Source organism: Serratia sp. X10, assembly GCF_017811775.1.
Lineage (GTDB): Bacteria > Pseudomonadota > Gammaproteobacteria > Enterobacterales > Enterobacteriaceae > Serratia > Serratia ureilytica.
Genome location: NZ_JAEIOH010000002.1, coordinates 925,632 through 938,222, shown reverse-complemented (window position 1 = coordinate 938,222; position 12,591 = coordinate 925,632). Strand labels below are relative to the sequence as shown.

At 59.8% G+C, this 12,591-nt stretch carries 12 protein-coding genes, 2 tRNA genes and 1 other RNA gene; 10 read left to right on the top strand and 5 right to left on the bottom strand.

Going from position 1 to position 12,591, the window contains the following annotated elements:
- The first annotated feature begins 10 nt into the window (after positions 1-10).
- The 7 genes from purU (at position 11) to J9788_RS09870 (ending at position 3,596) form a co-directional block, all read left to right on the top strand.
- The gene (gene purU, locus J9788_RS09900; RefSeq protein ID WP_004932187.1) at positions 11-859 is read left to right on the top strand and encodes a formyltetrahydrofolate deformylase; all 849 of its coding nucleotides are present in this window, start codon (positions 11-13) and stop codon (positions 857-859) included.
- Between the two features lie 175 nt (positions 860-1,034).
- Positions 1,035-1,119: transfer RNA gene (locus J9788_RS09895), tRNA-Tyr, on the top strand.
- 97 nt (positions 1,120-1,216) lie between these two features.
- Positions 1,217-1,301 (top strand) — tRNA-Tyr (locus tag J9788_RS09890).
- A gap of 48 nt (positions 1,302-1,349) precedes the next feature.
- Positions 1,350-1,476: non-coding RNA, RtT sRNA (locus J9788_RS09885), on the top strand.
- A 192-nt stretch (positions 1,477-1,668) separates the two neighbouring features.
- The gene (locus J9788_RS09880; protein ID WP_004932190.1) at positions 1,669-2,241 is read left to right on the top strand and encodes a TIGR00730 family Rossman fold protein; all 573 of its coding nucleotides are present in this window, start codon (positions 1,669-1,671) and stop codon (positions 2,239-2,241) included.
- 102 nt (positions 2,242-2,343) lie between these two features.
- Positions 2,344-3,150, top strand: coding sequence for an exodeoxyribonuclease III (gene xthA, locus J9788_RS09875; RefSeq protein ID WP_046898910.1), 807 nt, complete (start codon positions 2,344-2,346; stop codon positions 3,148-3,150).
- A gap of 44 nt (positions 3,151-3,194) precedes the next feature.
- Positions 3,195-3,596, top strand: coding sequence for a pyrimidine (deoxy)nucleoside triphosphate diphosphatase (locus tag J9788_RS09870; protein ID WP_182265091.1), 402 nt, complete (start codon positions 3,195-3,197; stop codon positions 3,594-3,596).
- 20 nt (positions 3,597-3,616) lie between these two features.
- Here the strand turns inward: J9788_RS09870 and J9788_RS09865 are convergent, their stop codons facing one another.
- From J9788_RS09865 to J9788_RS09845, 5 genes are all read right to left on the bottom strand, one after another.
- Positions 3,617-3,907: a DUF1496 domain-containing protein gene (locus J9788_RS09865; RefSeq protein WP_046898908.1), complete on the bottom strand. Its 291-nt coding sequence runs from the start codon at positions 3,905-3,907 to the stop codon at positions 3,617-3,619.
- Complete coding sequence (locus J9788_RS09860; protein WP_046898907.1) at positions 3,904-5,829, bottom strand: DNA topoisomerase III; 1,926 nt, start codon at positions 5,827-5,829, stop codon at positions 3,904-3,906. Before J9788_RS09860 ends, J9788_RS09865 begins: the two co-directional genes overlap by 4 nt.
- Positions 5,829-6,938 carry a tRNA 2-selenouridine(34) synthase MnmH gene (gene mnmH / locus J9788_RS09855; protein WP_182264330.1) on the bottom strand — a complete coding sequence of 370 codons (1,110 nt, stop codon included), beginning with the start codon at positions 6,936-6,938 and terminating at the stop codon, positions 5,829-5,831. The genes J9788_RS09860 and mnmH overlap by 1 nt, the downstream gene beginning before the upstream one ends.
- Before the next feature lie 8 nt (positions 6,939-6,946).
- Positions 6,947-7,990, bottom strand: a complete 1,044-nt coding sequence (gene selD, locus J9788_RS09850; RefSeq protein WP_046898905.1) for a selenide, water dikinase SelD — start codon at positions 7,988-7,990, stop codon at positions 6,947-6,949.
- A 157-nt stretch (positions 7,991-8,147) separates the two neighbouring features.
- Complete coding sequence (locus tag J9788_RS09845; RefSeq protein WP_004932204.1) at positions 8,148-8,699, bottom strand: NAD(P)H nitroreductase; 552 nt, start codon at positions 8,697-8,699, stop codon at positions 8,148-8,150.
- Between the two features lie 160 nt (positions 8,700-8,859).
- Between J9788_RS09845 and sppA the strand changes: the two genes are divergently transcribed.
- The 3 genes from sppA to pncA all read left to right on the top strand — a co-directional run bounded on the left by sppA (position 8,860) and on the right by pncA (position 12,481).
- Positions 8,860-10,716, top strand: coding sequence for a signal peptide peptidase SppA (gene sppA / locus J9788_RS09840; protein ID WP_033643311.1), 1,857 nt, complete (start codon positions 8,860-8,862; stop codon positions 10,714-10,716).
- A 93-nt stretch (positions 10,717-10,809) separates the two neighbouring features.
- The gene (ansA, locus tag J9788_RS09835) at positions 10,810-11,826 is read left to right on the top strand and encodes an asparaginase (RefSeq protein WP_033643312.1); all 1,017 of its coding nucleotides are present in this window, start codon (positions 10,810-10,812) and stop codon (positions 11,824-11,826) included.
- 22 nt (positions 11,827-11,848) lie between these two features.
- Complete coding sequence (pncA, locus tag J9788_RS09830; protein ID WP_089191889.1) at positions 11,849-12,481, top strand: bifunctional nicotinamidase/pyrazinamidase; 633 nt, start codon at positions 11,849-11,851, stop codon at positions 12,479-12,481.
- The last annotated feature ends 110 nt before the right edge of the window (positions 12,482-12,591 follow it).

The window sequence follows — 12,591 nt, the reverse complement described above, 5'->3', positions numbered from 1 at the left end:
CCTCAAACCCATGCCACACCAAAATGTACAACGAAAAGTGTTACGCACCATCTGCCCGGACGCCAAAGGGCTGATCGCCAAGATCACCAACATCTGTTACAAGCACGAGCTCAATATCGTCCAGAATAATGAGTTCGTCGATCACCGCACCGGGCGTTTCTTCATGCGCACCGAGCTGGAAGGCATTTTCAACGACAACACGCTGCTGGCCGATCTGGACAGCGCCCTGCCGGAAGGTTCGCTGCGTGAACTGCACAGCACCGGGCGCCGTCGCATCGTGGTGCTGGTCACCAAAGAGGCGCACTGCCTGGGCGATCTGTTGATGAAAAGCGCCTATGGCGGCCTCGACGTTGAGATCGCCGCCGTAATCGGCAACCACGACACGCTGCAAACGCTGGTGGAGCGTTTCGATATTCCTTTCCATCTGGTGAGCCACGAAGGATTGACGCGCGAACAGCACGACCGCGAAATGACGGCCAAGATCGATCAATATCAGCCGGATTACGTGGTGTTGGCCAAATATATGCGCGTGCTGACGCCGGCCTTCGTGCAACATTATCCGAATCAGGTGATCAACATTCACCATTCGTTCCTGCCGGCGTTTATCGGTGCGCGGCCTTATCACCAGGCCTACGAACGCGGAGTGAAAATCATCGGCGCCACGGCTCACTACGTTAACGACAATCTCGACGAAGGCCCGATCATCATGCAGGACGTGATCCACGTCGATCACACCTATTCCGCCGAGGATATGATGCGCGCCGGCCGCGATGTAGAGAAAAACGTGCTCAGCCGAGCCCTGTATCAGGTGTTGGCGCAGCGCGTCTTCGTCTACGGCAATCGCACCGTTATTCTGTAATCGTTCAATAAATCGGTGCATTTCGTTCAGGGATGCACCGCCAAGAATAAAAAAACGGCAAACGATTCATTTTCTGCATTTCAATGCTTTACACATCCGCTTCATTTGATATGATGCGCCCCGCTTACCGAGACAGCGCTCTCGCAAGCAAGGCCAGTTAAATAGCCATGTATATGGTGGGGTTCCCGAGCGGCCAAAGGGAGCAGACTGTAAATCTGCCGTCACTGACTTCGAAGGTTCGAATCCTTCCCCCACCACCATCTTTTCTCCGCCAGGAGCGAAGACGCAGTTAAGGAAACCGGCCAGGTTTCTTCTGGATAAAACCAGAACAACAATTTTTAAATCCATGAATACCATGGTGGGGTTCCCGAGCGGCCAAAGGGAGCAGACTGTAAATCTGCCGTCACTGACTTCGAAGGTTCGAATCCTTCCCCCACCACCATCTCTTGCAGAAAATCCCAAAACTGAGTTAAAAGCACATCGCCTCCATAATGCTCCGCACAGGGGAAGGATGAGAAGCTTCGACAAGGTTCGAGTCTCACGCAGTGAGACAACGCGCTTCAGCGCGGCCCGCAGGGTGAGTCGCGCAGCGACGAATCATCCTTCCCCCACCACCATCCCTTGCAGAAAAATCCAAACCCTACTTAAAACACGTTGTATCCAATGTTCTCGTATCAATAAATCAAGTTATCTCCCCTTATTAACCGCTTTCATCCAGACGTTTTATTTCTCTCCTACGCCCGTAACTTGAACTCCGGCCGACAATTCGCTATACCACTGGCTTCTTTAGTGCAGTAAGGAACAGGTGGATGCGAAACAATATTTGCGTTTTTTGTGGCGCCAGCGAAGGTGTCAATCCCGCTTATGCCGAGCAGGCTCGCCAACTGGGGCAATTGCTGGCCGCACAGGGGCGCCGTTTAATCTACGGCGGCGGCAAAAAAGGACTGATGGGGATTGTGGCGGACGCGGTGTTGGCGGCGGGCGGTGAAGCTGTCGGCATTATCCCCGAGCGCCTGGTTGAAGCGGAAACGGCGCATCGCGGCCTGACTGAATTGGAAGTGGTGCCAGACATGCATACGCGCAAAGCCCGTATGGCGGCGCTGGCGGACAGTTTTATCGCCCTGCCCGGCGGCATCGGCACGCTGGAAGAGCTGTTTGAAATCTGGACCTGGGGGCAAATCGGGTATCACAACAAACCGGTCGGCCTGCTGAACGTCAACGGTTTCTACCGCCCACTGAGCCAGTTCCTCGAACACGTCGCCGATCAGGGCTTCATGCGCCACGACTATCTCGGTACGCTGCACATCAGCGAATCGGCGCAAACGCTGCTGCAACAGTTTGACGACTATCAACCCAAAAATTACGACCGCTGGGCGAAATAAGGCCGGCTGCGCAGTCAGCGGGCTCGCCGCTGACTGCGTTACATTTCCCGCCAAACTCTGCTACTATCACAGCACATTTTTCTCGTGAAAACGGCACCGCTCATGAAGTTTGTCTCTTTTAATATCAATGGACTGCGCGCGCGTCCGCATCAGCTGGCGGCAATTATCGAACAGCACCAGCCCGACGTGATCGGTCTGCAGGAAACCAAAGTTCACGATGACATGTTCCCATTGGAAGAAGTCAGCCAGCACGGCTATCACGTGTTCTATCACGGGCAAAAAGGCCATTACGGCGTGGCGCTGCTGACCAAAGCGGAGCCCCTGGCCGTGCGCCGCGGTTTCCCGACCGATGAAGAAGACGCGCAGCGTCGCATCATCATGGCCGATCTGGCTACGCCGCAGGGCACGCTGACGGTGATCAACGGCTACTTCCCGCAAGGTGAAAGCCGCGACCACCCGATCAAATTCCCGGCTAAAACACGCTTTTATCAGGATCTGCAAAACTACCTGGAGCAGCAGCTATCGGCGGAATCCCCGGTGCTGATCATGGGCGACATGAATATCAGCCCCAGCGATTACGATATCGGCATCGGCGAAGAGAACCGCAAACGCTGGCTGCGCACCGGTAAATGCTCCTTCCTGCCGGAAGAGCGTGAATGGATGGACCGCCTGCTGAACTGGGGCCTGGTCGATACCTACCGCCACGCCAACCCGGGGCGCAACGACGAGTTCTCATGGTTCGACTACCGTTCCAAAGGGTTCGACGACAACCGCGGCCTGCGTATCGATCTGCTGCTGGCCAGCACCCCACTGGCTTCGCGCTGCATCGCCACCGGCATCGATTACCAAACCCGCGGCATGGAGAAACCTTCCGACCATGCGCCGGTCTGGGCGGAATTTACGCTGTAATCCCATCCCCCCGGCGCCCGCCGGGGTTTTACTCAGTGAAGCCAATGAAAATTATCGACGTGGTAGCCGCCATTCTGGAACAAAATGGGCGTATTTTGCTGGCCCAGCGTGGCGCAGGCAGCGATCAGGCCGGTCTGTGGGAGTTTCCCGGCGGCAAAGTTGAGCCGGGTGAAAGCCAACCGCAGGCGCTGGCACGCGAACTGGATGAAGAATTGGGGATTTGCGCCCGTATCGGCGACTATGTGGGCAGCAATCAGTGGCAGCAAGGCGAACGCCTCATCCGACTACACGCTTGGCGAGTCGCAAAGTTCTCCGGTGAACTGCAACAGCGCTTTCACTCAGCGCTGGTGTGGGTCACGCCGCAACAGGCGCAGGAATATACCCTGGCCCCGGCCGACATTCCACTGCTGGCCGACTATATCGCCGCGCTAGGCGATGCGCGCTGAGCGCGGCGATAGTTACATAGTCACTTCTTCAATCGCACCCAAATCAAGGGGTTGGTGCCGATAGTGTTAGGCTCACGCACGCACTGCAGCACTTCTCCTTCGACTTTGAGCACCGCGCCTTCGGAATAGTTTTGATTCTGGTAGACGCAACAGCGGTTGCAGGGTTGCGGCGAATTGGCGCCGCTTTTGGCCGTCCCCCAGATCTCCGGCGAAACCGGCAACACCACGTCCACATCGCCCCGGTTGGCGGCCGCCAGGCCGCAGTAAGCCAGGGCAGCGGCAGCCAGCACCCCATTGAGTCCACGCTTCATTCACTCTTCTCCTGCGCCTTGCCGGCGCTTTTCCTGCGTTTTTTGCCTCCGCTGGAAGGCGGCGGCGGCAACCCACGAAACGCCATGCTCGCCCGGCTCTGCTTGGCCTGATAAATCAGCTCTTGCAGCGTGCCGACCAACGGCTGCATAAAGTCCTGATAACGGCAGGATTTCTCGCTGATTTGCGTCAGCGTTGCCTCCCAGTTGGCCGTCATATCAGGACGCGCAGCAAGATCCGGCAGCGAGTGAATCAACGCGCGCCCGGTTTCGCTGGAGTGAATATAGCGTCCCTTCTTGTACAGAAACGCCCGTTTGAACAGCAATTCGATGATCCCCGCTCGCGTCGCTTCCGTACCTAAACCATCGGTCGCCCGCAGGATTTTCTTTAGCGCTTTATCTTGTACGAAGCGCGCGATGCCGGTCATAGCCGACAACAGACTGGCGTCGGTAAACGGCCTCGGGGGCTGCGTCTGGCGCTCCACCACCTCACCACGCTCACACAGCAGCTCATCATCTTTAGCCACCACCGGCAGCGGTGCGCCTTCGTTTTCCTCGTCGCGCTCCTTGCTGCCCAGCAGCGTACGCCAACCGGCTTCCGCCAGGAAACGCGCCTTGGCGATAAATTTGCCGCCGGCGATATCCAGCTCAATCACGCATTTGCGGAATACCGCATCCGGACAAAACTGCATCAGATACTGGCGCGCCACCAGCCCATACACGTTCCGCTCATCCTGCGTCAGGTTGACCTTGCCAGCACGGGCGGTGGGAATAATGGCGTGGTGCGCATCGACTTTTTTATCGTCCCAGCAGCGGTTGCGGCGATCGCTGTCGATCACCGGCTGCGGATACAACTCAGGCTGGTGCACGCTGATGGCGTTCAGCACCGCGTGACGGCCGGCGAAATGCTCTTCCGGCAGATAGCGACAGTCGGAACGCGGATAGGTGATCAATTTATGGGTTTCGTACAACCGCTGGCAAACGTCCAGCACCTGTTGGGCGCTGAGGTTATAACGCCGGGCCGCTTCGATCTGCAGCGTGGAGAGCGAAAACGGCAGCGGCGCGGTATCTGATTCCCGTTTATCGTTATAAGACGTGACCAGCGCCGGCTGGCCTTCGATGCGCTTGACCACATGCTCCGCCAACGGCCGGTGCAGCAAACGCCCCTCTTCGTCCTGATAAGGCTCGCACGACTCGCTGGGCTGCCACAGCGCCACGAAACGCTCTTCTTTCGGCGTGACGATGTGCGCCTTGACCTCAAAGAAGTCTTTCGGCACGAAGTTTTCGATCTCTTCATCGCGCCGCACCACCAACCCCAGCACCGGCGTCTGCACCCTGCCCACCGACAACACGCCGTCATAACCGGCGTTGCGGCCCAGCAGCGTATAAGCGCGGGTCATATTGATGCCGTACAGCCAGTCGGCGCGTGAGCGCGCAAGGGCGGACACGCACAATGGGATGAAGTCACGGTTGTCGCGCAGGCGTTCAACCGCGCGCTCCACCGCCTGCGGGTTGAGGTCGTTGATCAGACAGCGGCGCACGTTCTGGCGTTTTTCCGGTGTCAGATCCAGGTAGTCCAGCACCTCATCCACCAGCAACTGCCCTTCGCGATCCGGGTCGCCGGCGTGAACCACTTCATCGGCTTCAAGCAGCAACTTTTTAATCGCGTTGAGCTGTTTACTGACCGAAGGCCGCGGCTGCAACCGCCATTTTTCGGGAATGATCGGCAGATCCGCCAACGACCAGCGCGCATAGCGGCTGTCATAAGCGTCAGGCTGAGCCTGCTCCAGCAGGTGGCCGACGCACCAGGTCACCACATCATTGTTGCCGCAGGCGATATACCCGTCGCCGCGGCGATGCGGCTTGGGCAAGACGTCGGCAATGGCGCGCGCCAAACTCGGTTTCTCGGCTATGAACAGTCGCATTATTCACCGTTTTTCTGGCTGAACGTCATCAAGAATTCTCTTACTTCTGCATAGTTCCCACGGAAGACAATCCGCTGGGCTTTCTTTTCCAACTGATAGCAATACATCGGATCGTAGTACTGCTGCAACAGGGGCGCCAGCCACTCGCGGTGCGCCTCGCCCTGGCCGCTGAGCCGCTGTGCCCGCAGCGCCGCTTCCAGCCGCTGCGTCAGCTGCTGGAAGCGTTCCAACCCCAGGCGGCGGCGTATGGCGAACAGGCCGTGGTGCAGATAGTCGTCGTACTGTCGCCAGCCCTCTTCCATACCATAGGCCTGTTCGAACTGTGCGCGCATGCCGTCGATATATTCCGCCTGCAAACGCGCCAGGCGAATGTCGAACGGATCGTCGATCACCGCCACCGGCGCCTGCTGCATCCCATTGAACAACGGCAACGGCAGATTGTTGCTGCCGATGATCCGCCCTTCGTCTTCCAGCACCCAACGGCGGCTGCCACCATGCTGTTTTTTCAGCAATAACACAGCCAGACGATTCTCAAAATCGATCTGCGAGCTCTGGCCCGCCAGCGTTCGACCAAAAGATGAACCGCGATGGCGCGCCGCGCCTTCTAGATCGACGCCGTCGGCCAGTTCGTTGACCAGCAACGTCTTGCCGCTGCCGGTATTGCCGCCCACCAGGGCCATCGGCAATGCCGCGCTTTGCGCCAGCACGCCAAGCAAATAATTGCGCAGCGCCTTATAACCGCCAATGATACGCGGGTACTCGACGCCGGCCTCATGCAGCCATTGCTGCACCAGCTGTGAGCGCAGACCGCCGCGGAAGCAATAGAGATAGCCTTCGGGCCGCTGCGCACAGGCCGCCAGCCAGGCGGCGGTGCGCTGTTCGCGCAGTTTGCCGTTCACCAGACTGTGGCCGAGCGCGATCGCCGCTTGCTGCCCATGCTGTTTATAGCAAGTGCCCACCGCCTGCCGCTCGCTGTCGATCATCAGCGGCAGGTTCAGCGCCTGAGCGAAGGCGCCCTGCTGAAACTCGATCGGCGCGCGCACGTCAATCAGCGGCACGTCCTGCAGGAAAATGCGTTGGTAATCGTCGCTGTCCGGCCTTCCTTGCATGTTGGACACTACACGACCTCGATCAGCGGCTTATCGGCCGATGCCACATGCAGCTCGCCGATGGCGTTGAGCGTAATGCCATGCTGTTCGGCAATCGCCAGCACCTGCGCTTCCGCCTCCGGCAATACCGCCAACAGCAAACCGCCGGAGGTCTGAGGATCGCACAGCAACTGGCGCTGCAGATCGCTCATCTCGCCCACCAGATGGCCATAGCTGTCGAAGTTGCGCCCGGTACCGCCCGGCACGCAGCCCTCGGCAATATACGCCTCAACGTGCGGCAGCTTCGGCACCCGATCGAACCAGACCGTCGCCTGCAGGCCGGAGCCCTGGCATACCTCGCTCAGGTGGCCCAGCAGGCCAAAGCCGGTGATGTCGGTCATCGCCGTGACGCCCGCCACCTCGGCAAAGTCGGCGCCCGGTTTGTTCAGGCGGCACATCACGTCCGTCGCCAGCCCCTGATGCTCGGGGCGCAGCTTGCTTTGCTTCTCGGCGGTCGTCAGCACGCCGATGCCCAGCGGCTTGGTCAGATAGAGTTTAGCCCCGGCCCGCGCGGCGCTGTTCTTCTTCACCCGCTCGGTATTAACCACGCCGGTGACCGCCAGGCCGAAGATAGGTTCAGGCGCATCGATGGAGTGGCCGCCGGCCAGCGCGATCCCCGCCTGCTGGCAGGCGAAACGCCCACCGTCGATCACCTGCTGCGCCACCTCCGGCGGCAGTTTGGCGATCGGCCAGCCGAGAATGGCGATCGCCATGATCGGTTTGCCGCCCATGGCGTACACGTCGCTGATGGCGTTGGCGGCGGCGATGCGGCCGAAATCGAACGGATCGTCGACGATAGGCATGAAGAAGTCGGTGGTGCTGATAATGCCGACGCCGTTGCCGATGTCATATACCGCCGCGTCGTCGCGGGTTTCATTGCCGACCAGCAGACGCGGATCGACAAATTTCTCCCGCTCGCTGTGCAGGATGGTTTCGAGAACTTTCGGTGAGATTTTGCAGCCGCAGCCAGCGCCATGGCTGTACTGGGTTAAACGGATCGCTGGCGATGTCATAGTCCACTCCCTTCGATAACGGCACTCAAGATAACATAGGGTAGCGCTTGCCGAGGGGATTGATAAGAGCATGCCGCCGATAAGCGAACGGCCTGCTCAGAAACCATGCAATTTTGCGGGGTTTGGCGCATTTTCGCCGCGCCCCGTCGGATAATACTTAGAAATAGCTGACGAAAGGCGTGCTGTCCGGTGGCGTTACTTTAGTGGCGGCCTTCAGCTGCGGCGTGCCCAGATAGAGGAAACCGACGATCTCGTCCTGCTCTCGGCAACCGAAGGCTTCACGCACCAGCGCATGCTCGGTCCAGGCGCCGGTGCGCCAGATGCCGTTAAAGCCCTGCGCCAGCGCCGCCATCTGCATCGCCTGCACGGCGCAACCGGCGGAAACTACCTGCTCCCAGCGCGGCACCTTGGTCTCTTCAGTGCAATGCGCGATGACGGTGATGATCAGCGGTGCGCGGAACGGCGCCTTGGTGGCTTTTTCGATCGCCGCCTCATCCAACTGATCCTGCTTCGCCGCCGCCTGCAGCAGCTGACTGAAGCGCTCCAGGCCCTGATTCTCGATCATCACGAAACGCCACGGCTGCAGCGCGCCGTGATCGGGCGCACGCAGGCCCGCGTTGATGATGTTTTGGCGCACTTCCCCCGCCGGCGCCGGTTCCGCCAGGCGCGAAGCCGAGCGACGATTCAATAAAAGATCCAGAGCATCCATCGTAAACTCCTGATAACAATTTTCATTCCGGCCACGTTAACATAGCTAAACGGCGAGTTACAGCCTCGGCGATAGCGTCTGTGTGCCACGATTTAAAGCTGACATTTACCCGGCCGCTCATTAGGATAGCGGAACATTCTCGACTCTTGTTGGAGAGCACATGCGCACATTGTGGCAAATTATTGCCGGCATTTTCCGGTGGACATGGCGTCTGCTGAATTTTATCAGGGAACTTATCCTTAACCTGTTCCTGGTCCTGCTGATCCTGGTTGGGGTCGGCATCTATCTGTCCTTCCAAAGTTCCTCCACCTCGACGGCCCCGGCGCGCGGTGCGCTGCTGGTCGATTTAAGCGGCGTGGTGGTCGATCAGCCTTCGGTAAACAACCGGGTGCGGCAATGGGGCCGCGAACTGTTGGGCGCCTCCAGCAGCCGCCTGCAGGAAAACTCGCTGTTCGATGTAGTCGACAGCATCCGCAAGGCCAAAGACGACAAAAACATTACCGGCATGGTGTTGCAGCTGAATGACTTCGCCGGCGCCGATCAGCCGTCGCTGCGCTATATCGGCAAAGCGCTGCGCGAGTTCCGCGACAGCGGCAAACCGATCTTCGCCATCGGCGACAGTTACAATCAAACGCAATACTACCTGGCCAGCTACGCCAACAAGGTCTACCTGTCGCCGCAGGGCGCGGTCGATCTGCACGGTTTCGCCACCAACAACCTGTATTACAAGTCGTTGCTGGACATGCTCAAGGTCACCACCAATATCTTCCGCGTCGGCACCTATAAATCGGCGGTCGAACCGCTGATCCGCGACGACATGTCACCGGCGGCGCGCGAAGCGGACAGCCGCTGGATTGGCGGTCTGTGGCAGAACTATCTGGAAACCGTGGCGGCCAACCGGCAGCTGACGCCGCAGCAGCTATTCCCCGGCGCCGCCGGCGTGCTGAGCGGCCTGCAGGCGGCAGGCGGCGACACCGCCCGCTATGCGCTGGACAATAAGCTGGTGGACGAGCTGGCGTCGCGCACCGCGATCGAAAATCAGCTGGTCAAAACCTTCGGCTGGGACAAACAGGCGAACGATTTCAACGCCATCAGCATCTACGACTACCAGCCGAAGCCGGACGCCAACCAGGGCGGCAAGATCGCCGTGGTGTTCGCCAACGGCGCCATCATGGACGGCCCGCAGACGCCGGGCAACGTCGGGGGCGACACCACCGCCGCCGAGCTGCGTCAGGCCCGTCTGGATCCGGCCGTCAAAGCCGTGGTGTTCCGCGTCAACAGCCCTGGCGGCAGCGTCAGCGCGTCCGAAGTGATCCGCTCCGAGCTGGCCGCCGTGCGCGCCGCCGGCAAACCGGTGGTGGTGTCGATGGGCGGCATGGCCGCGTCGGGTGGCTATTGGGTCTCGACGCCGGCCGATTACATCATCGCCAGCCCGAGCACGCTGACCGGCTCCATCGGCATTTTCGGCATCATCAATACCTACGAGAAAACCCTGGATACGCTGGGCGTACACACCGACGGCGTGGCGACATCGCCACTGGCCGATATCGCGGTCACCAAGGCGTTGCCGCAGGAGTTCTCGCAGATGATGCAGTTGAATATCGAAAACGGGTATAAGAACTTCCTCGATCTGGTCGCCAAATCACGCAAAATGACTCCGCAGCAGGTTGACCAAATCGCGCAGGGCCACGTGTGGCTCGGCAGCGACGCCAAGGCCAACGGCCTGGTCGATCAGTTGGGCGATTTCGACGATGCGGTGAAGAAAGCCGCTGAGCTGGCGAAACTGCAACAATGGCAGCTCGACTGGTTCGTCGACACCCCGAGCCTGAGCGATATGGTGCTCAGCCAGTTCGGCGTTTCCATTCACGCCATGCTGCCGGCGGCGATTCAGGCCATGCTGCCTGCCCCGCTGGCCTCGGTCGCCAATGCGGTGAAAGAGCAGCCGGGCTTGTTCAATAACCTGAACGATCCGCAGAACCGTTACGCGATCTGTCTGACCTGCGGAGAAGTCCGCTAACAAATAATTCTGCAGCCCGGCCTCCGCCGGGCTTTTTTTCTGCCGCCATGTCCCTATAATTCAGCCCATCTTATCTTTGTTAAAATCATAACCATGCAAAAGAAATCCATTTACGTCGCCTACACCGGCGGCACCATCGGCATGCAGCGTTCCGAGCACGGCTATATTCCGGTTTCCGGCCACCTGCAGCGTCAGCTGGCGCTGATGCCGGAATTCCATCGGCCGGAGATGCCGGATTTCACCATTCATGAATACGCGCCGCTCATCGATTCCTCGGATATGACGCCGGAAGACTGGCAGCACATCGCCGACGACATCAAGCAGAACTACGATCGCTACGACGGCTTCGTGATCCTGCACGGCACCGATACCATGGCGTTCACCGCCTCGGCGCTCTCCTTCATGCTGGAGAATCTGGCCAAACCGGTGATCGTCACCGGCTCGCAGATTCCGCTGGCGGAGCTGCGCTCCGATGGCCAAACCAATCTGCTGAATGCACTGTACCTGGCGGCCAACCATCCGGTGAACGAAGTCAGCCTGTTCTTCAACAACAAGCTGTTCCGCGGCAACCGCACCACCAAAGCGCACGCCGACGGCTTCGACGCTTTCGCTTCACCCAACCTGCCGCCGCTGCTGGAAGCCGGTATCCACATTCGTCGCCAGCACGGCATCGACAGCCCGGTTTGCAACGGCGCGCTGCAGGTACATGACATCACGCCGCAACCGATCGGCGTCGTCACCATCTATCCGGGCATTTCCGGCGCGGTGGTGCGCAACTTCCTGCTGCAGCCGGTCAAGGCGCTGATCCTGCGCTCCTACGGCGTCGGCAACGCGCCGCAAAAGGCCGAACTGATCGACGAGTTGCGTGCGGCTTCCGAACGCGGCATCGTAGTGGTCAACCTGACGCAGTGCATCTCCGGGCGCGTCAATATGGAAGGCTACGCCACCGGCAACGCGCTGGCGCACGCCGGGGTGATCAGCGGTTTCGACATGACGGTGGAAGCCGCTCTGACCAAGCTGCACTATCTGTTGAGCCAGCCGCTGACGCCGGAACAAATCCGCGCCCTGATGCAGCAAGATCTGCGCGGCGAGCTGAGCATCAACGGTTAACCTACCGATCTTTGGAGCGGCGATGAAAACGGCCCTGTTGTTGATCGATCTGCAAAATGATTTCTGCCCCGGCGGCGCGCTGGCGGTCACGGAGGGCGACGCCGTCATCCCGGTCGCCAATCAGGCGATCGCCGCCTGCCTGGCGCGCGGCGAACCGGTGGTGGCCAGCCAGGACTGGCATCCCGCCAATCACCGCAGCTTTGCGGTGAACTCCGATGCGCAAGTCGGCACCCTCGGTGAGCTGGAAGGCTTGCCGCAGGTGTGGTGGCCGGTGCACTGCGTGCAAGGGAGCCTCGGCGCCGATTTTCATCCTCAACTGCAGCGGCAACACATCAATGCCGTCTTTCGCAAAGGGCAGGATACGGACATCGACAGCTATAGCGCCTTCTTCGATAACGGCCACCGGGCGCAGACCGAACTGCACGGCTGGCTGCAATCGCAGGGCATTCAGCGGCTGGCGATCATGGGTCTGGCGACCGACTATTGCGTGAAGTTCAGCGTGCTGGATGCGCTGGCTGCCGGCTATCCGACGCAGGTGATCGTCGACGGCTGCCGCGGCGTGAATCTGCAGCCGGACGACAGTGAGCGGGCGCTGCAGGAGATGGCGCGCGCCGGCGCTCAACTGGTTACCCTGTCACAATTTCTCGCCAATTAAATCCTGACGGGCGCTATCGGCGCCTTCTTTGGGCGGCGGCGGAAATATCGACGCCGCTCACAATGCTGTTCTTCTCCTCCTCCAGCCGCTTGTGACCGGCAGGCGCTTTT